Origin of the sequence: Oxalobacter formigenes, from assembly GCF_002127965.1 — a bacterium.
Lineage (GTDB): Bacteria > Pseudomonadota > Gammaproteobacteria > Burkholderiales > Burkholderiaceae_D > Oxalobacter > Oxalobacter formigenes.
Window position 1 is genome coordinate 1,402,868 of sequence record NZ_CP018787.1, and the last position, 19,501, is coordinate 1,422,368.

21 protein-coding genes and 1 tRNA gene are annotated in these 19,501 nt (G+C 48.7%); 5 read left to right on the forward strand and 17 right to left on the reverse strand.

The window, feature by feature from the left end; translation table 11 throughout:
• Positions 1–128: 128 nt before the first annotated feature.
• Positions 129–1,220, reverse strand: a complete 1,092-nt coding sequence (locus tag BRW83_RS11980) for an NUDIX hydrolase N-terminal domain-containing protein (protein ID WP_231284477.1) — start codon at positions 1,218–1,220, stop codon at positions 129–131.
• A 264-nt stretch (positions 1,221–1,484) separates the two neighbouring features.
• Here BRW83_RS11980 and BRW83_RS06640 point away from each other — a divergent pair, with 264 nt between their 5' ends.
• Positions 1,485–1,784: a hypothetical protein gene (locus tag BRW83_RS06640; RefSeq protein ID WP_005880568.1), complete on the forward strand. Its 300-nt coding sequence runs from the start codon at positions 1,485–1,487 to the stop codon at positions 1,782–1,784.
• A gap of 158 nt (positions 1,785–1,942) precedes the next feature.
• Here BRW83_RS06640 and rnk read toward each other — a convergent pair whose 3' ends face one another.
• The 5 genes from rnk to BRW83_RS06665 all read right to left on the reverse strand — a co-directional run bounded on the left by rnk (position 1,943) and on the right by BRW83_RS06665 (position 7,732).
• Positions 1,943–2,335, reverse strand: a complete 393-nt coding sequence (rnk, locus tag BRW83_RS06645) for a nucleoside diphosphate kinase regulator (protein ID WP_005880566.1) — start codon at positions 2,333–2,335, stop codon at positions 1,943–1,945.
• A gap of 181 nt (positions 2,336–2,516) precedes the next feature.
• On the reverse strand, positions 2,517–3,590 hold the full coding sequence (locus BRW83_RS06650; protein ID WP_036602875.1) for an NAD(P)-dependent alcohol dehydrogenase: 1,074 nt from the start codon (positions 3,588–3,590) through the stop codon (positions 2,517–2,519).
• Positions 3,591–3,794: 204 nt separating this feature from the next.
• Positions 3,795–5,132 (reverse strand): diguanylate cyclase domain-containing protein, encoded by a 1,338-nt coding sequence (locus tag BRW83_RS06655; RefSeq protein WP_005880563.1) that lies wholly within the window; start codon positions 5,130–5,132, stop codon positions 3,795–3,797.
• A 345-nt stretch (positions 5,133–5,477) separates the two neighbouring features.
• The gene (locus BRW83_RS06660) at positions 5,478–6,785 is read right to left on the reverse strand and encodes a bacteriohemerythrin (RefSeq protein ID WP_198341919.1); all 1,308 of its coding nucleotides are present in this window, start codon (positions 6,783–6,785) and stop codon (positions 5,478–5,480) included.
• A 50-nt stretch (positions 6,786–6,835) separates the two neighbouring features.
• Positions 6,836–7,732 carry an alpha/beta hydrolase gene (locus BRW83_RS06665; RefSeq protein WP_005880559.1) on the reverse strand — a complete coding sequence of 299 codons (897 nt, stop codon included), beginning with the start codon at positions 7,730–7,732 and terminating at the stop codon, positions 6,836–6,838.
• 142 nt (positions 7,733–7,874) lie between these two features.
• Between BRW83_RS06665 and BRW83_RS06670 the strand changes: the two genes are divergently transcribed.
• Positions 7,875–7,961 (forward strand) — tRNA-Leu (locus BRW83_RS06670).
• Between the two features lie 153 nt (positions 7,962–8,114).
• A complete protein-coding gene (locus tag BRW83_RS06675) occupies positions 8,115–9,092 on the forward strand; it encodes a tyrosine-type recombinase/integrase (RefSeq protein WP_086131752.1) in 978 nt (325 codons plus the stop codon).
• A gap of 117 nt (positions 9,093–9,209) precedes the next feature.
• Here the strand turns inward: BRW83_RS06675 and BRW83_RS06680 are convergent, their stop codons facing one another.
• Complete coding sequence (locus tag BRW83_RS06680; protein WP_086131753.1) at positions 9,210–9,644, reverse strand: hypothetical protein; 435 nt, start codon at positions 9,642–9,644, stop codon at positions 9,210–9,212.
• Between the two features lie 30 nt (positions 9,645–9,674).
• Positions 9,675–10,181: a lysozyme gene (locus BRW83_RS06685; protein ID WP_086131754.1), complete on the reverse strand. Its 507-nt coding sequence runs from the start codon at positions 10,179–10,181 to the stop codon at positions 9,675–9,677.
• A gap of 92 nt (positions 10,182–10,273) precedes the next feature.
• Here BRW83_RS06685 and BRW83_RS11690 point away from each other — a divergent pair, with 92 nt between their 5' ends.
• Entirely contained in the window at positions 10,274–10,492 is a 219-nt protein-coding gene (locus BRW83_RS11690) for a hypothetical protein (protein ID WP_157661012.1), read from the forward strand.
• 135 nt (positions 10,493–10,627) lie between these two features.
• Here the strand turns inward: BRW83_RS11690 and BRW83_RS06700 are convergent, their stop codons facing one another.
• Genes BRW83_RS06700 through BRW83_RS06710 form a run of 3 tightly spaced genes read right to left on the reverse strand, consistent with a single transcriptional unit; the run spans position 10,628 to position 14,406 of the window.
• Positions 10,628–11,254: a hypothetical protein gene (locus tag BRW83_RS06700; RefSeq protein ID WP_086131757.1), complete on the reverse strand. Its 627-nt coding sequence runs from the start codon at positions 11,252–11,254 to the stop codon at positions 10,628–10,630.
• Between the two features lie 2 nt (positions 11,255–11,256).
• Positions 11,257–11,793, reverse strand: a complete 537-nt coding sequence (locus BRW83_RS06705; RefSeq protein ID WP_198341920.1) for a hypothetical protein — start codon at positions 11,791–11,793, stop codon at positions 11,257–11,259.
• Positions 11,794–11,805: 12 nt separating this feature from the next.
• The gene (locus tag BRW83_RS06710) at positions 11,806–14,406 is read right to left on the reverse strand and encodes a host specificity factor TipJ family phage tail protein (RefSeq protein WP_086131758.1); all 2,601 of its coding nucleotides are present in this window, start codon (positions 14,404–14,406) and stop codon (positions 11,806–11,808) included.
• Between the two features lie 80 nt (positions 14,407–14,486).
• Between BRW83_RS06710 and BRW83_RS06715 the strand changes: the two genes are divergently transcribed.
• Complete coding sequence (locus tag BRW83_RS06715; protein WP_036602557.1) at positions 14,487–14,975, forward strand: membrane lipoprotein lipid attachment site-containing protein; 489 nt, start codon at positions 14,487–14,489, stop codon at positions 14,973–14,975.
• Here BRW83_RS06715 and BRW83_RS06720 read toward each other — a convergent pair.
• From BRW83_RS06720 to BRW83_RS06745, 6 genes are read right to left on the reverse strand one after another with little or no spacing between them, the layout of a single operon-like run.
• Complete coding sequence (locus BRW83_RS06720) at positions 14,949–15,302, reverse strand: NlpC/P60 family protein (RefSeq protein ID WP_157661013.1); 354 nt, start codon at positions 15,300–15,302, stop codon at positions 14,949–14,951. The genes BRW83_RS06715 and BRW83_RS06720 overlap by 27 nt on opposite strands.
• A 29-nt stretch (positions 15,303–15,331) precedes the next feature.
• Positions 15,332–15,856: a DUF1833 family protein gene (locus BRW83_RS06725; RefSeq protein ID WP_086131760.1), complete on the reverse strand. Its 525-nt coding sequence runs from the start codon at positions 15,854–15,856 to the stop codon at positions 15,332–15,334.
• Positions 15,849–16,244: a hypothetical protein gene (locus BRW83_RS06730; protein WP_086131761.1), complete on the reverse strand. Its 396-nt coding sequence runs from the start codon at positions 16,242–16,244 to the stop codon at positions 15,849–15,851. The genes BRW83_RS06725 and BRW83_RS06730 overlap by 8 nt, the downstream gene beginning before the upstream one ends.
• Positions 16,244–18,787 (reverse strand): phage tail length tape measure family protein, encoded by a 2,544-nt coding sequence (locus BRW83_RS06735; protein WP_086131762.1) that lies wholly within the window; start codon positions 18,785–18,787, stop codon positions 16,244–16,246. Before BRW83_RS06735 ends, BRW83_RS06730 begins: the two co-directional genes overlap by 1 nt.
• Positions 18,777–19,169 carry a DUF1799 domain-containing protein gene (locus BRW83_RS06740; protein ID WP_331282803.1) on the reverse strand — a complete coding sequence of 131 codons (393 nt, stop codon included), beginning with the start codon at positions 19,167–19,169 and terminating at the stop codon, positions 18,777–18,779. The genes BRW83_RS06735 and BRW83_RS06740 overlap by 11 nt, the downstream gene beginning before the upstream one ends.
• Positions 19,166–19,492, reverse strand: a complete 327-nt coding sequence (locus tag BRW83_RS06745; RefSeq protein WP_086131764.1) for a hypothetical protein — start codon at positions 19,490–19,492, stop codon at positions 19,166–19,168. The genes BRW83_RS06740 and BRW83_RS06745 overlap by 4 nt, the downstream gene beginning before the upstream one ends.
• Positions 19,493–19,501 lie beyond the last annotated feature (9 nt).

Below are 19,501 nucleotides of genomic sequence, written 5' to 3' on the forward strand. Positions count from 1 at the left end.
TCCTGCAAAAATGCATTTTTTCCATGAACGATTCTGTTTTGAAACGCAATTACAAAAAACAAATGAAAAGTGGCCGTGCAGATAGACGTCAGGACACTTGATGCGGACAATTCAACGCTTTTTCAGCTTCAGTCGAACAGAACCTGCCAGTTTTCGTCGGCATCCGCCAGAAAGCACATCCTGACCTGCTCTTCGGTATTTTTATCCGTAAAAAGGGGTGGCAAATTGTCGGGGGAAAACCAGCCGCTTTCCGAGGTCTCGGCATTTTCATGGAACCGGCCTCCATTCGATTTGCACAGGACAAACAGCTTGCAGATGCCGTAAACGTAGCGCCTGTTCTGTTTTTTGTTTCCATCGAGGGCTGCGATCAGTCTGACCGGTTCGACGTCCAGCCCGGCTTCTTCACGAACTTCCTTGACGGTATTGGAGGCGACAGACTGGTCAACGTCTACCCAGCCACCGGGCAACGACCATTTGTCCCCTTCCCTGACCATCAGTATCTTTCCGTTTTCGAATATGGCTGCCCGTGTATCCAGTTTGGGTGTCTGGAATCCCGATTCATTGCAAAACAGTTCCTTGACGATACCCATGGAAAGGCCCGATTTTGTCGCCATGATTTCGGCCGATATTTCCCGGATGCGGTCGAAACGTTCCAGATCGAAGACGTCTTTTGAATAGGTTTGTCCTGCCTGTGCGATGAACTGGAGTTCGATGGCCCATGACAGCAAGGGGTCGATGGGAGTCTCCCTGTCCGGTTTGCCGAGCATGACAGCCAGCTCGTTCGGACGGGAAAACCGGTACGTCGCGTTTTCGGATGAACAGTCGCAGATATTCCAGAGCGTCAATGCGCAGTCGACGCTGGCATCTCTGGCGAAATGAAGGGCTTTTGCAGCGGATGTCACAAAAAGCGTTTCGTCCGGTTTTGCGCCCGTCCTGTCGAGATACAACAGGATGGGATTGGTGGTTTCGCTATTGCCTGAGATGTCGATGCAATGGGTGAAGTAAGTAAATATTGAGGATTTTTCAAAAACGGTCAGACCCATTTTTTCGCGGGACAAGGCTCCCAGTGTGTATGACATGGCTTTCAGTCCCTGTATCAGCGGACGGATACCTGAACAGGAGCGGATCGGGGCCGGAAAGTGATTCTTGCCGCGTAACGGGTTCGATTCTTTTTCGTCGAGGACGGAATCCAGATCGAAAACGATATGTTTGTATTTCACGTGATATCCCGGTTCTATTGAGTGTTTCTTTCCAACACCATTGATAATACCGTGTCCTGAAGCAGAAAAGTTTGATCTTTAAGGGTTATTTTCAGACGCAAATCGATGTTGAATGTCATGGACGTTACATTTGCGAGACATGGCATACGGAAAAAACCCGTTTTTATCCATTTGTGGTCAATAGCCGGTTTTGGGGATTGGATAGAATCGGCTTATGCATTAATCTGTTCGAGTCCCCGCCATTATTTGAACTGGAGGAGCTTCATGAGTCGTATCGTGCAATCTTTTTTAATGGGCGCAATGGCAGCATGTGCCTTTTCTTTCACGGCAGCCGCCCATGCCGATATTCCTTTCGGCTATACTGACTCGCAGGATTGGGATCAGCGCCCCTATCGTCACCATAATCCGGCGCCAAGATACGAAGATCCCTATAACGATTACCAGCGCATGCAGCGGCAATCGGATTATGTGAGAAGGCAGGAGGAAAACCTCTCCCGGGATTATCATCGGGATATCCAGCAATTCCAGCAGTCACGTGGTTATATGCGTAAACACCGGCGCTAAAAAGGTATTGTCGGTTCCTTGTTTTCTGGAAACAGGAGTGAACCTTTATCTTCAAGGAAGAAATCCATTAGGGATTTCTTCCTTTTTTATTCATGTTCTTGTTTGACAAAAATAATGTTTTGCTTTAAAAAAAGAAAATAATTTATTGATTTAAAAGATTATTCATTATCAGGTTTTTTTACATCAAGAACTTTTAACAGCAGTTTTTGCCTTCCGGGGACCTGCCATGGAATCGATTGGCCGACAGACATTCCCAGCAACGCACTGCCGACAGGTGCCAGCACGGAAATTTTTGTCGCCCCGTCAGCCTTGTCCGGATAAACGAGTGTGATTTCGAATTGTTCGTTCGAAGTTTCATCGAGAAAACGGGCTGTGGAATTGATGGTGATGACGTCGTTTGGCAATTCTTCCGGTTCAACGACGTTGGCCCTGTCAAGCTCATCCTGCAATTCGTCAATGCCGGGCAGAGTGCGATATTTGTTCAACATGAGCATCTGGGTCAGACGTTCATAGTCGCAACTGGTCAGGGTAATGGGCGGTCTGTCGTTCATGGGGTAAATCCTTCCAAATGTAAAAGCAGTGATACGGCTTTGAATAAACATCTCCGGGGCAAAATGTTTCCCTGCCTGCTGTGAAGGCCGGTGGAACAGATTGTTCGGGGAACAAATAACAAAAATAAAAAAGGCCGGATTGTATTTTCCAATCCGGCCGGAAAATCGTGGTTGAGCTTAATCAGGGAGTGATGGCAATTTTCAGCACGCCATCACGCTGATTGGCGAAAAGATCATATGCCGCTTCAATATCGTCCAGTTTGAAGCGGTGCGTGACAAGCGGTTTGAGATCGACGCGGCCACTTGCGACGACGTTTAACAGTCGCCGCATGCGCTCTTTGCCGCCCGGACAAAGGGTCGTAATGATGGTCTGGTCAGCCAGCCCCGCCGCAATAGTATCGGCTGGAAGCGTCAGCTTGCCGGAATAAACGCCCAGACTGGACAGGACACCACCCGGTTTCAGGACACGCAGGCAGCTTTCGAAGGTCTGCTGGGTTCCCAGTGCCTCGATCGCGACATCGACGCCTTTGCCATCGGTTATTTTCATGATTTCCTCGATGGGGTCTTTTTCGCGGAAGTTGATCGTGACGTCGGCGCCCATCCGTCTGGAAATGGCAAGCCTCTCGTTAATGCCGTCCACGGCAATGATGCGGGTGGCTCCACGCAGCTTCGCTCCTGCCGTGGCGCACAGGCCGATCGGCCCCTGGGCGAAAATGACGACGGTATCGCCGATTTTGACCTTGCCGTTTTCGGCACCTGAAAAGCCTGTGCTCATAATGTCCGGACACATCAGTACCTGTTCGTCGGTCAGGTCGTCCGGAATCGGTTCAAGATTGGCGACGGCATCGGGTACGAGCACGTATTCTGCCTGTGTCCCGTCGATGGTATTGCCGAATTTCCAGCCTCCGATGGCTTTCCAGCCGCCTGTTCCATGACCGCCGCATTGCGATGAATGATTGTCCAGACAGGCGTAACACTGGCCGCAAGGGGTAATGGCGCCGACAATGACCCTTTGACCGAGCTGATAGCCGGTGACGCCAACGCCGAGTTCGGCAATGACGCCGACGGGTTCATGGCCGATGGTCAAACCCGGTTTGACAGGATATTCGCCTTTGAGGATATGTACATCCGTACCGCAAATCGTCGTGGTCGTGATTTTGACCAGTGCCTGACCCGGACCGACTTCAGGAACCGGTTTTTCGTCGAGAACGATTTGACCCGGTTTGACAAAAACTGCCGCTTTCATGGTTCGCATAGGCAACTCCTTCCGTATATGTGTTCTTTCGGACAGGGCGAAAGAAATTTTTTTCGCCCTACAGGCAAGGCATTACTTGAAACGGCCGGGTGATGGTGATCGTTAAATTTTACTGCACCAGTCTGCACGTGCAAACTCGTCAACCGATCTCCCTTTTACCCCTAGATTAACCGGTGAGGACTGCCCTGTCCAGACGTAAAGCAATTAAATATGAAATTCCGAAAGAAATGAAAAGAAATTCCTGTCCTCTTTTTGCATGTGCATAATGACGACGTCATTGGCAAGGAAGCTGAATATTTCGGCAAAATCCAGTCTGTTTCTTTCAAAGAGCTCAGCCAGATGAACCGCTTTATGGACGAGTTGACGGTGAATGATGGCATGTTCATCCGTTTGCGGATATCCGATGGACATCATGATTTTTTCCTCGTTGTCGAAATGCATTTGAATGTGTGTCAGCAATTGATGGATTAACGGCGAAATCTGCTTTTTCGGCTTATTGTCGTAGATGGCATGCAAGAGCTGGCTGGAATAGAAAAACAACTGACGATGTTCTTCGTCAATGGTCTGGTTTCCACATTCATATTCCTGTTTCCAGACGAGTTTCAGAAAATGGCGCGCTTTCAGCTCAACCCGTTTTTTTCCGCTTGTCTTGGCCGCGAAAACGGCCGCGTCTATACGATTGATGAAGTCTTCAAGGGTTTCGTCCCTGCGATAGGTCGCCACGCCAAGGCTGGCCGTTATTTGTCCAACCTGGCTGAACTGTTTGTGCTCGATGGCACTTCCGATCCTTTTGGCAATCTGTTTGCCGGTAGTGAGATTCGTATCGGGCAGTAGCAGGATGAATTCCTTTTCGCTCCATTTGCCGAACAAATCGGATGAGCGAAGGTGTTTCAGGATCAGCTGGCAAAATTCCGCAAGAACGATATTGCTCGAAAATTGTCCCCATTCTTCATTTATTCTTGCAAAGTTATCGATATTCATCAGGACGACGGTGGTGCTGCTGTCGTTTTTGTCAGGCCTGAAAATAAGTTTTTGCAGATTGGCCAGCATGGACGGGTAATTCCAGTTACCGGTTTCGATATTTGCTATTCTTTTGTCATTTATTGACAAGAGCTTTTGTCCATCCTGAAGATGCTTCTGGCTGTCGACAGGAATGCCGATCATCCCGACTCCGGTAATTTCATCATCATTTTTGACGGGAAAATAAATCGTCAGGCACGATGTGACCGTATCGTCAATACAGAATTTTTCGATGCATACGGCCGGTTTCCCTGTCTCTTGAACGGTGTTTTTCCGATTGATATCAAACGGTTTGTCGAATCCGGTATTGGCATAAACGGTCTCTCCCGACCGGTTACGAATGACGACGACTGTTTTTGTATCATGCAAACATATCCCGGTTTGCAAGGCTGATTCAATGATGGCATGACCGATTCGTTGTGTCAGATTGTTCATATGCGGACCATTTGAAAAAATGTGCGTGGTCGACTGTCCCGGGGATGCCGGAAAAGACAGGCGCGTTTGCACAGTGCCAATATTCATTGTGTCAGTCACTGCCACTCTTCATTGTTCTTGTATGTATGAAAAATAGCCAAATGATTCATTCCTCTTGCCCTGGCGGCACGCGGTTTGCAGGCATCGAACAAAATAGTTGCATGGAAATGGCCGCTTCCATTTTGATGCAAACCATCGATTTGGATGACAGGATGAAAGGAATGATTTTTCATCCTGTCCGGACAGGGTATTGATAAAATCGATTGCTGGTGTTGATTGATTATCGGGAAATGATACTTCTGATAGTGTATTTTTATGCTCTTAACAATTACAAATAACCCTGATAACCTTTAGGTTAACCGGAGAAAGGCCATCTGTCCAGATGTAAATCGGTCAATGCCGTGCTTGTGGAAGAAACGGGAAGTATTTCCTGTCGGTTTTCAACATGTGTTCGATGACGACGTCGTTAGCCAGAAAATTGAAAATCTCGCCGAAATCGAGTTTGTTTTCCTCAAAACGGACAGAGAGCCGGACGGCCTTGGCAATGAGTTGCCTGTGGATCATGGCGTGTTCTTCGGTTTCCCTGTAACCCATTTTTTCAAGAATGCTTTCTTCTTCGTCGAAGTGCTGCTGAATATGAGCAAGCAATTTGTTGATCAGGGGCGTAATTTGTTTTTTCGGTGTGTTTTCCAGCATGGCGGCCAGCAAATGGTTTGCATCGGATACCATAAGACGATGCTGATAATCGATGATGGTATTGCCGCATTCATATTCGCGCTTCCAGACCAGCCGCAGGAAGTTGCTGGCTTTCAGGTCTGGCAGGCTCAGATCGCTCATCCCTGCCCTGTCGACCTCGACGCGGTTTTTTCCGTTCATCTTGGCGACGAAAACGGCGGCATCGGCACGACTGATACAATCTTCAATGGTTTCTCCCCTCTCATGAAGGGCAACGCCAAAGCAGGCCGTCAGGGAAGGCACTTTGCGAAACTGGTAATTTTCGATGGCATGGCGGATACGTTCGGCGACCTGAGCTGCCGCCACGACATTCGTGTCTGGAAGGACAAGGATGAATTCAGTGTCCTCCCATCTTCCGAACAAATCGGATGAACGCAGATGGTTTTTGACCAGTTCGCAGAATTCGACCAGAACGATGTCACCCGTGGCTCTTCCTGATTCTTCATTGATTCTGGCGAGGTTGTCGACATTGATCAGGACGATGGAAAGCGGTTTGCCATTTTTTTCGGACTGGATGATTTCATGTTTGATGGCATCGGCCATGGCCTGATGGGTCGGTATTTCGGTCAGGGGATCGATGTCGGGATTGTCGTCTGGCAGCAAGGATGTCTCATTTGTTTCATATTCAATTCCGTTTTTCGCCGGAATGCCGACAAGGCCTGTCCCGATAATTTCGCCAGCCGTATTTTTAAGAGGAAAATAAACCGTTGAATACGATATTTCCGTGTTTTCAAAAGCCAGTTTCTCTTCAAAAACGGCCGGTTTTCCGCCGGATTGAACCAGTTTTTCACGCTCACTGAAGAGTTTGTGGAAAAAAGCGGGAAATGCCGCACCGGATGCAGGCCCAATCAGTTTTTCAGGCTCCGTATCAATGAGTCTGGCAAATTCATTATTGATGTACAGGACAGCATGGCTACTGTCGCGCACAAGCGCTATCGTGCCGCTTTCCTGCCAACAGGATTCCATTTGGCGGATTGCATTGACAAGGGCTGTTAGTGTTTCCTGTTTCTTCTCACTCATGGTGGTGTAGGTGATTTTCGTGAAATATGTACAATGACGGGATTCGATGACACTTTGTTGGCAGGCGAGTGACAAAGAGAGGATATCCTGAGGAGCATGTCGGAAAAATCGCGTTTGTGCCAGCTTCCGATCGAATGGCCTGCTCCCTGATAGACAATGGCCCTCGCGTTGCCTCCGGCTGATTTCCATGCGTTGGCCATGTTTTGGGCCGTATCGGCAGGCAATCGCGGATCGGCTTCGCCCTGAAAGAAGAGCGCATCGGGCAATGCGGTTTTTTCACCGCGCTTCAATATCAGCAGGGGACTGGATTCTTCCATCGTTTTTTCATCGCCAAAATAGGCACGATGACACAGCACTATAGCCATGTTGCTGGATTCTTCTGCCATCCGGTAGCGGGCCAGAGGGTCGAGAACGCCTGAACAGGTAATGACGAAAGCCAGTCTGGCATCCAGCTCTTTGCCGGACGCCTGCAATTCATGGATCATGTATCGGGGGTCGTTATAACGCATGGCGGACAGAAGCAGCAATTGGCCGCCACTGGAAATGCCCAGTCCCCCTACCCTGTCAGGATCGACTTTATATCTGCCACTATGGTATTTGAGCCAGCGAGTCGCGTAGTTGACGTCGGCCACCGAGGCTGGATAAGGACAGGCAGGCGCCAGACGGGTATCGATGGCCATGACGACTATGCCTTTTTCCGCAACCAGTTCGGCAAAGCCTGCCGTGGCAAAACGGTCTCCGGAAACCCAGGCACCCCCATGAACACAGACAAGGGCAGGAAACGGCCCATCCCCCTTCGGACGGTAAATCAATGCACGGGCGGTTTGCCCATCCTTTTCAAGGTAAGTGACTTCGCTGACGGTAATGGTATCGAATGCTTTGGAATCAGGCATTAATGTGAGACATCCTGGCGGTTACTGAATATGTTCAGGTTCTTTTCCTATTATATCGGATGAATGGTTTTTTGTTGCCATAAAGTAATTTGCATGAATTCTGTTCAGCTTTTTGAGCCTATCTGTTACAATTCCTGTCCTTGCCCGGGTGGTGAAACTGGTAGACACAAGAGACTTAAAATCTCTCGCCAGAAATGGTGTACCGGTTCGATTCCGGTCCCGGGCACCACAGGCAAAAACAGCATTTAGACTCAAATACAATCAAAAGCCCATTTTCTCTCTGAAATCGGGCTTTTTTGTTTTTTCGAGATTGTCTTTTATTTGCTTTTCCACTTATTTAAATTTAATCTGTTACGGAAATTTTACGGAATGGATTACGGAAATGGCATCGTTTAGAAAAAAAGGAAACGGCTGGGTTGCGGAAATTGCTCGGGCGGGCTTCAGACAATCAAAATCGTTTGTCACAAAAGCCGAGGCTGTCGCATGGGCAACGCAAACCGAAGCGGACTTGCTAGCAGGGAAACGTGGCCGTGCGCCGAATAAACCATTAAATTGGCTGCTGGAAAAATATTCTAACGAGGTCTCCACCACAAAAAAAGGGGTTCGCTGGGAGCAAATAAGGCTTTCCGCAATGTCGCGTGACGAAATCGGAAAGATAATGCTGTCGGATCTTCACAAAAGAGACATAACCGAATGGCGGGACAGGCGACTCAGGACGGTCTCTTCAGCAACGGTCAACAGGGAATGGAATCTTCTTTCGAACGTGTTTACCATTGCGATGAATGAGTGGGGCTTCCTGGATGACAATCCAATGAAGACAGTAAGGCGTCCAGTAACATCAAAAGCGAGGGACAGACGCATATCTGAAGATGAAATTGAGCGCATGTTGCTTGCATGTGGATACGATTATGAGACACCCCCTGAAACGACTCAAGCAAGGGTTGGTGCCGCTTTTTTATTTGCTATTGAAACAGCTATGAGAGCTGGCGAGATCGTCTCGTTGACATCGGATGACATTGATATAGATAAACGGACCGCCCGTCTGAAAAACACAAAAAACGGGACAGACAGGGACGTTCCCCTTTCGTCAGAAGCAATCAGAATATTAAAGCAATTGCCCGAAGAAAATACCTGTTTTGATATAGCATCGTCGAGTCTTGACGCACTTTTCAGAAAAGCAAAAAAACGTGCGATGATCGATGACCTACATTTCCACGACACCCGACACGAATCTATTACCCGACTTGCAAAAAAACTGGATGTTCTTTCTTTGGCTCGCATGGTCGGACACAGAGACCTGAAAATGCTGATGGTTTATTACAATGAGACCGCCGAAGAGCTGGCAAAGAAACTTGATTAATTATCCCCGTTTCACATTGATAAACTTGTGGACAACTTCAGTAACTCGTTGCTTTGTTGTGTTCGTTTCGGCGTGATCGAAAAGGAGGCAGCTGTCCGATTTTTTCGGACAACTCAGTTAACCCCCTGATTGCGGCCACCCATCTCTCAACTTCCGTCTGTCGTTATCGAGTCTGTCAGCTGTTTCCGCCATGTCTCGATATTTTCCAGCGCAGTCTGCAAATAGCTCTGCGACGGTTCCGGTTCGCTGAATGCTGGCGGCGTTGGTATCGTTGGCTGTATAACTGGCAAGCTGCTTGCGCAACCGGTCAACAGCATTGCGAGCATTATCAGCATCGGCCCGGATTGTTTTTTCACGTTCGATGGCATGGTTATTTGCCTCCTGTATTTTCTGATTCCATTTTGTTTCGGCCTCTCTTGCCTGTTCGGCCTGTTCTTTCTTCCAACCTTCAAGTTTCGAATCGAGCCGCCAGCCGTTGACAATCCAGCCTGCACAAAATGCCACGGCCAGCAGTATTAAAAGACCAATGATCCACTTCCAACTGTTTGTCATATCGTTCTCTCATTAAAGAAAATTCATGCTTCACGCTGCCGCCATCAGGCATAAATCACGTTCAGCTTTTCGTCGCCGTGTAAGGCCTTTCAGGGTTTTCCCTCCTGCCTTATCCCAAGCCAGAAGTGCATTACAGGATCCGGCTTTGTCGCCTGCTCTCGCTTTCCTGATATGTGTTGGGATCTTCCCAGATTTCAGAACACAGAACCCGTCTTTTACGCCTTTACGACCAGGCCCCACATTAAAAGCAAACGAGATGTAGGCGGCGCGTTGATATACATCTATCGTGCCCGGAGCACACCGCTCAACTGTTAAAGCCGCTTCTTCAAGATCGCCCTGCAACCAGCCTTCACGTGTAGCCTTGTCATACCATTTCCCGATGACAACATCTGGCCCGGTATGTCCTGATCCTGCCGTGGCGATACCAACCGGATCAGCGTATCCGACAGCTTTATCACCCTCGAAATAAACAACCGTTGAAGCGCATAACGTAATGGCTGCTATTGATGCAAGCGTGATTTTTCTGGTTTTACTCATCGTCGCGCTCCATCAGGTTCTCAAGCCTACGGATTTCCAGCCTCTTCTTGTGGATATCAAAAAGGTACGCAACAATCGCACACAATCCACCGATGATCGCCAAGACCGTTACCCATCGATCAGCAGGTATTGAAAAGAACCAGTCCAGCGCTGCATATAGCCATGTCCCGATTCCTGCGGCCTTCCCAACCACTATGCTGTTTTCTTTCATTTATAGCCTCTCAATTCTGGCGGCAAATGCCGACGGTTTAATTCGCTTTCATACGCCTTTCGGCAATGGTTTTTCTGCCAAAAAAAAAGCACGTCAATGACGTGCCTCATGATTTTCCAGCGCTTCTTTTTCTCTCGTTCCCGCCACGCCCGACATGACAGCGTTTCATCGGCCCAGCCGCCACAGCATGAATTTATAAACTGATCGAATGCGATCAGTATCTGCTCACCGCGCTTCATGCGACCGACTCTGGAATCTGTATGTTGATGATGAGTGCCTGAACGGATTCGACTGTTGTCAGCGTATCGAGCACGTCTTCAAGCGCCTGCCGTTGCCCGATGATTGATCCGGAAAGTGCTGAAAAAGCATCATGCTTTACAAGAATCCTCTGCACCAGTTCCGGTAACGTGATTTTTCTCGATGTTGCTAAAGCAGACAGAAGCGGAACGCTTGTGGCATTGTCGGTTTGATATGTCTGTGCTTCTCTCACCTGCTGGTCAAATGTCAGAACTTCGGATGCCGGATATGTCGCTGTGGCCGCGTTCAAAATACTGTCGCAGGCCGCATTAATTTCTGCCAGTTTGGCGGCCTTGGCTTCTTCAAATGTCGGTACATAAGGCGCATTGATCTCATCGTATTTCGCTTGCCAGATTTCAACGTAGGAATTGACTTCACTGGTATAGCTGCTGATTTCGTGATTGCTGATTTTCCCATCGTCTGAAACGATTTCAAGTTCACCTTTTCCGTTGTGCCATTGCAATGCATGCAATCCCGCAATATGAGTATCAAATTCGCATTGCAACGGGAGGCTGTCAACAATAATAATCTTGTCTTCCGGAATTACTGTAACGTGTTCTTTCATGATTAAACTTTCATAATGTAAGCAAGCGCGTAATAAGGAGGCAGAGTGCCGACAGTTCCTGACAAACTGTGTGTGTGGGGTTGTCCGCCACCGGTATACCCAGTTGAACCATCACCCCCTCTAACTTCATTAGAAGTAACGTTATAAGAACCCCCTGCCGTGGTGACTACATTTGAGTGCTTGTGACTTGGAATTTGATCAATCGTGAGTGTTGTCCATCCAGTATTTCCCGAAACAGATGCAGACGCTGCCCCACCCGTTGCACCCACTCCATAATTGCCGCCTGCACCAACAACGAATTTATCTCGTAAGTCCGGTGTGCCGTTTTCACCATTGCATAACGCCCAGCCGGACGGTATTGCATTCGACGCGCCTGACCACATACTAATGATTCCCGTTGGAATCAGATTTAGTTTCTGTCCGTTATCGCCAAAGAGTTCATCGAGATATAGAAGCAATTTGTTCATGGCCACTTTAAAATCCCCTTCTTTGACGCCCGTACCATTGAATTCAATAATTTCCGGTAATGGATATTCCATATTTTTTCCTTTTTAGTTTTTCCACATCAGTGTATTTTCGTCATCGCTCCACATCGGCGTGTTTTCGTCCGGATTCCACATGTAATCCGATCCAGCCGAGTAAGCGATCATTACCCACGGGCCGACGGCAATTCCGGTAGCACAAACCCTGAAATACGTCGAGTTTCCATAGAGTGCGATACAAGAAAAATTCGGCGCAGAACTTTCGCCGGATCGCGTCCATGCCTTCATGTCCGACGACTGTTCAATGTAGTAATACTCCGCCCAAGGCGACGGCTCCCACGACAAAACAGCCCGCTCGACAGCATCCGGCATTGACCTGACAATCAGGCCTGTCAGAATTGGCCGCATTTGTGTTATCGGCAACTGGGTATGCGTCGTTTCCTGCGGAATGTTTTCAGTATCAGCCAGATGCACCGCGTCGTCTTCACCAACAAGTTCAATCTCAACCTTGTTGATCCCTCTCGGCTTTAATGACAAGGCTCGCGCCGGTTGTCGCCATGTCTCGCCCCATCCGAATGCCGTATGTGTCGGCTCGCTCGTGTCGCCTGTTCTGATCGTGAAGTCCGGTTCCGAGCCTTCGGCGATTACGCACTGGTTTTCTGCTTCGCCTTGGGTTACGACAGCGGGGCCGAATACTGTTCCGTTCGGCCTGCGAAGTGCAATGTAATGGGTTTCGCCTGCTTTCCACGTCAAAGGCTCTGTGAGCGTCAGAACTCGCGTTTCTGGGTCATATGCCATCACGCTGGCAGACTGCCCCCATTGCGGCATATCGTGTGCAACGATGCACAGATCGCCCATCGTCGGGATAAACCCTTCCATTTCGGTCGACAGGGAGATAACACGACGACGGAACCGGTTACAGGCGGCCATATACATGCCTTCTCGCCATGCCTGATCCCGGTTTGTGACCCCCAGTAATTTCACGGTCACGGGCTTTTCAGCGATGGAATCCGGCATCTTGGCCTTGACGGTTTTCCATTTCCAGATTCGCGCATCGAAATACTCAATATCCACCGCGTCGGCCGTTTCCTCGGTCGGCATCAGGTACTGGACTTTGAACGATCCTTTCACAATATTGCGCATCGTGAACATGCCGGATGGAACGCTTTGCGGCTGGTCACGAATAATGCGAACCATGCCGCCCTGTCTGAACGGTTTGGCGCGCCCTGCCCGTGCTATCGTTGTTAATGCTTCCCATACCGTCGTTTTGGTATCGAAACGGATATCAATGTAATCTCCCCGTCCTGTCCAGATCCTGTCCAGTTCATATAACGCTGGCAGATCAATTCGCCCATCGTTCAGTTTCGCGCTGTATTCCGCTTTACACGCATCAGCAAAGGCCCATGCGATGGATCGGGTGGCCACAGGAGCCGACCATCCTGTTTCGGGATTCCACACAGGCAATTTACGTGTAGCAATAACGTTGATTTTCCGGCTGGCCTGCTGGCTGATGTTGTTTGTGGCCCGGATTCGGACGGCAAGCAGTGTCATACCCGGATAGACCGTTCCGGCGTCTTCAAGATACGCCCGAAGCGATGCCCAGCATATTTCATGACCGGCCCTGCTATTCGTGTTTTTCGTGTCTGTCCGGGTAATTCTCGCTTCATAACGGCCCGGGGAAACGGTGTATCGGTAACTCCGGCGCTGTGGGGTTGATGTCGCTGCCTTGATGACTTCCGAACCCAATACCGTCCAGTCACCGATTGCTGTTCCGTAATCATCGATCAGACGGGCTTCACAACGAAATGACACGCTCATTTCGCTCAATGATCCGCTGTCGTTTGCGTAGTAAAGTCCACGGGTACAGACAACATCGAATGCCAGCCTGTTGGCTTTAGTATCCGCTTCGTTGGCGACAAACGCACCAAGTGGCGTACCCGTTAACATTTCCTGTCCGGACACTTCTACGGACGTTTCGACATTCGCCGGGAAAAGCGTCAGTTTCCCACCTGGTGGGATGACTTCTGTACTGACTTCGGCAAACTGGTTAATATCCGTATCTTCAATCCGGATTGCCTCGATGTCGTATTCACCCTGCCCGATGCAGAAAAGCTGATACAGATACTGTTCATTACCGCTGTATTCGACGTATGGCGAAGCCGCGAAATCAGGCCACGAAATATGACGGCCGTATTGCACCGGTATCGGCTCTCCAATACGTGCACTGTTTCCTTGCGATGAAACAGAATAAGTTGGACTTGCTGATTCTGTGGAGGCAATCGAATTTGACGGCGCTCTTACCGGGATCAGGACGTTAACCAGTGCAGCACCGACAATGCCGATGGCTGCAGTGGCGACTGCACCATAGGTTGCCCCAGCCCAAGCAGGACCAGCCCAAGCTGCAAATACCATTACGGCTAACATCAGGATCATGCGCAAAGGGTTGGAACCACCGCCGCCTTGCGGCAAGACAAGGAACTGGACGATATCGTTTTCTGCGATTTCGCGTGTCCAGCCCCTGCGAAGAATGACTTCGCCGTTGACCAGACAAATATACGGTTTTGAAATCGCAGGAGCCAAATCACAGATTCGGTTTCCTTTGGCCGCATTGAGTCTTTGCACGTCTTTACCGGGGTGCCACGGATTGTGATGTACAGCGATTATTGGCATGTTTTTCCCATAAAAAAACCGCCTTAAAAGGCGGTTATTGCGTGTTAATATTGCAATCAAACAATTAAAAGGCTTTGATCATGAAAAAACTGATTGTCGTTATTTTTCTATCTCTAATTCTTTCAGGATGCACAACATATCGCCCGCAATATGATGCCGACTATGAAAAGGCGGTATCAGCAGTGATTGATAAAAGTTCTGAAACCATCAAGTTTAATGATCATGCTATTTGGCACCCTAATAGATCAACTATCCCAACCGTTTTTCCTATCCCCACCCCAATTGAGGGAAACATGGTTATAACAGACAAAACACTATATTTTCTCGAATGGGATTCTGATTCAAATGCATACAATATTGTAAAGAAACTACCCATTACTGATATTCAGAATGTAAAAATCACGACGTTTGGGTTAAACCGCCAACTCGCAATACAATCTAAAAACAATAATTTCGATCTTTTCTCTTATACATCTCATATCAAAAGAAACGGAGATATGAATATTGAAGTTTTAAATTACATAAACTCCCTTATTAAAAAATCACCGGTGGTGCCAGAACGTCATTAATCCCCATCCGTCCAATGCCAGCGCCTGCCGCGTCTGGCATACAACGCCCATTCCTTGCGCACAGTGCAATACCTTTCCTCCATCCACATCAACCCACAGGCCAATATGCGACGGGTACCGGTTTCGCTGCATTAAGACAGCATCGCCATCTTTCGGATCGGTTACTTCAAACCAGTTTGACCGTTCGTCATGGGTTTCCATCGTCGTGATGACTTGCCGAAGATCGAGCGCGTCAACATCGACCGCCGGAACGTCTCGACCATAATACGTTTTCTGACAATGCCGGAAAAACGCCCAGCAGTCCCATTCTCCGGACACCCAAGGCATACCGATGTATTCTGTAATTTGTGCTGGTGTCATGACGATAAGGACGGAAACTGGTCCAGTGTGTATGTTTTTCTTGGATAAGCCGTTTTCGACAGGTCAGCGAATCCGGCACGTGCCGTTACCCGGAAAACGTCCGTCTCAACTGTATTAATGACCATTGTCATGGGCGGATCATTTTGGGGGCCGGACGGGTCAGACATCATGTAAATCCGGTATGCAATCTCGATCAGGTAAGGCGTTCTGACCGCCGCTTCAATGCTGGCCACAATTTCACGACTGACGTTATCGATCGTCAGCACGATTTCGGGCTTTCCACTTTCTGCGATTTCAGGTAATTCCAGATCAAAGGCGTATGGCAGGAATTCAACGGCTTCACCCGCGTTTTCAGGGGCTGATGCTTCCAGTGTTCCAGTAAACGACTTGTGGTCACGGACGACACGAAGCGGCTGCGTGAAGGCCGGATGACGCATTTCTATCGTGTAAACGATAATCTCATCATCCGGAGCACTGGCATAGGCCTCTTTGATCGCTTCTTTCAGTGTGGTATCAGTCAAGATATTCCTCCAGTTCTTCAGACGTCATTACCGACATGTCGCGTACTTCAAGCGTGGCAGACACGTTATAAATCCCTTTTGCGGCCAGCTCAACGGTATAAGGACCTACAAACCGGCAATCGGTTTCCGTCATTCCCATACCGTTATCAACCTCCATTACAAACCACGCTGTCCCATCGAATATCGTATGTTTGAACCACGCTTCAAATACCTTGAATTCAAGGCGTTGCATAATCCATTTAACAGATAGTTGCGTCGGCATACTGGCGCTTAACCGGCGCTGCCGTGCTGGCCCGGTCTCCATCTCTGTCCGGACTGTCGCGTTTTGCGGACTGATCTTGTACCCATCCACGGCACATGCCGGAATAATGCTCGGTATGTTTGCCATTAGTAAGCCCCCGCTGCCCGACTTGCGCCGAAGTTCCGCATGATCGCTCTGGATACCGGCCCATCGTTTTCGATGTCTCTTGTGACGATATTGACAATCATCGTGTTGCCATCAAAATGCGCACTGGATGAAGAGACTTCCTGTTTTGTTCCTTCGTTTCGATGATTGATTTGAATACTCATTTTGTTACTACCTCCCAGCGCGTCATTCGGCACAATGGATCCGCTGTTATTTGGCACGAATAATTCAGGCCCACGCTCACCGACCAGATATGTCTTTCCACCTGATACGGAGCCGCCGGATGCTCTGGCACCATCAATCGCACTGTATCCGAGCGTATCGTACCAATCCGCTGGCTGTGCCGCATCACCAAAAAATCCACCAAAAGCAGAACCAAGAGCAGACGTCAATCCATCTGCAAGCCCTGAAATCATTTTTTGAGCCTGAATACGGACGAGCCCAGCCAGAACAGACTCAACAAGATCCCCGAAAGAGATTTTTCCGGTTGTCACGAATTGCACGATAGCGTCTTCCGCCCCTTTGAAAGCATCCTTGAGTGTATCCCCCACCTGTTTTCCGACATTTCGCGCGGTTTCTCCGTATTCTGTAACGGCCATTTGCATGTTGACCCACGGATCGTTTTCACGCTGATATTTCATATTTGCCATTTGGATTGCAACGGTCTTTGCTGCCTCGGCCTGATCGTACAGAGCTTTGACATTCGCTTCATGAGCTGCTTTCTGCTCACCTGACAATGTCAGCCCTTTTTTACCGATTTCTTCATTGACCTTGCGAATACGTTCCTGTACTTCCAGATCAATGTTTCTTGCCGCAGTCAGCTTTTCTGTTTCGAGCGACGTCTTGCCAATCAGATCTATTTCGAACTGACGATTCGCATTATCGGTTTTCATGTCGAACGCAAATTCATCGACACGAGTTCCAAATTTTTTGACGACATTGATCTGTCTGATTTTTTCAGCTAACTCATCGACATACCGACCCTGCTCGACGTACTGTGCTTTCTGTTCAGCACTCAAGACCGGTAACTTCGATGAAATACGAGACTGATCAGACAATTTCCCCAGCGTGACATCAAATTCAGCTATAGCTTCTTTCGATGACTTTACACGCCTTTCAAATCGCTCGAAATTATTGATTGCAAAGTTCATGTCGGCAGCGGTACGCTGCATCGACTGCATTCCGGTTGTGAACGGATCTGATTTCTCGGCTTTCCCCTGAAATTTCTTGACGAGAGCGGCGCGACGTTTCTGATAGGCCTCCAACACCTGATTATATTCAGCCGATCCTTTTGCAAGCCCACGGGCAGCTTTCTGGAATGCTTCGTTTTCCTTTTCAAGTTCCGTTGACAGCGATGCACGCTTACTGTTTTCGATATATGTTTTTCGGTCTTTATAGGCAGCAATACTTTCTTTGTTTGCTCTGGCATTTTCTGCCTTGGCGATCGTATTGTTTTTAATCTCATCCGTTTCCTTGCGCATGGCCTGAACGTTTTGTTCAAGTTTGGCAATAATGTCGCGTTGGGAATCGGTTGTATTGCGTCCACTATCGTAGGCATCCCTGGCGCTTTTCAAGGCAGCTTCCATTTGTGCCAATTGCTGTGACTTTGTGTCCTGACGTCCCCAGTTCAACAATGCCTGCCAGCTCTCCTGAATGGATTTTGTCACACCTTTCCAAGCCGCCTCGATCCAGCCAAGATTTTCAACCATCTCACCGGCCCGGGAGCGCATCGTATCGGCAAACGTATCAACCGCCTTTTTAATCGCTTCCTGCTGTTTTCCTTGTTCAACCAGTGACTCGATATGCTTGTATACGTCCAGCGTTAAAAAGTTGTATTCATCGTCCAGCTTTTGGATGGCTGCCAACGGATCTTTAGCCAGCGAAACGAAATCCTCGACTACCTTTTCAACGCTTTTGCCTGCGACAGAAACAGCATCAACAACGCCACGCATTGCCGTTTCCAACGTTTCAGCACCAAATAAACCCGTCGATGCGAGCGCTATGGCGGCATCGCGTGCTGTTCCATATTTCCCAGTCAGCTCACCTATGCGACCGGCCATATCGGCAATATCGTCTGGTGTCAAACCAAGGATGCCACCGTTTTTTGTATTTGCGCCCGATAACGCTGCAATCTGGGATCTGGCCTCATAAACTGCATATCCCAGACCGGCTATAGCAGCCGTCGCCAAAGTTACAGGATTGATAATCGATGCAATATAACCGCCCATTGCCCTCAATGCCGGGCCAATACCACCGAACATGTCTTTCAACTGTCCACCCTGTTGTAACAGTACCGTCAAAGGTTTCTGTCCACCCTGGAGCGACACAAAGATATCGGTAAACTGGGCAGGAACCCCACGCAATGCAAACGCATATTGCTTTGCCGACATACCACCTGCACCAAAACTTTGAGATGCAATAGCAGCATGTTGTTGTGCCGCCTGACTTGCTTCTGCCAGATCGCGTTTATAACCGCTGGCATCAACCGACAATGTAGCAACAAGATCGCCGAGTTTACCTGCCATTTTTTACCTCTTTCAGTTTTTTATCGAACACTTCCAATGCTGCCAGTTCCATTACCCGAATGCGTTTAAACATTTCGGGTTTATCAGGTATTTCCATCAATCGCATTGCTGTTTCCAGCGCCGGATAAGACAGCCCAACATGGAAACAACCCGAGAGGCCGTTCGACATCATCCATTGAGTTTCAAGCGATAGAAACAGGCCGACTGTTTCCATGTTTTCCGGCCACACAAGAAAGTCATCGGCATCCTGCCGGATATTTTGCTGGGCCGCCTTGATGACTTCATCGGGCGCACCGGCGGCAACAAGAGAGGCAATGACGTCATCATCAACACTGATAACCTGATTGCTCTCTCCCGCCCAATAACGTGCCGCCTCAATCAGTTTTTTTCACGTGCCTTGAAAATGGTTGACCAGTAATAATGGCCCAGTGCCTGCAAAGCCTGCGGAATTTTCAAAAGCGCCGTTTTATTGGCTGAGTTGTAAGGCAATTCGTTTCCGGATGAATCAACAAGGCCGGACCAGCCGATCAGCATTTCATTCATGACCTCGGCAATGGACTTCGTTTGCAAATCGTTCAACCGGTCGAAATCGCACCGCAAAAATTCGGCCATAAAATCCGACTGGTCGAATTTGCCTTGTTCATTCGGAATATCGACAATAATCTTGACTTTGTATGTCGGTGTTAAAGCGAGTTTAAACGCCATGATTTCCCC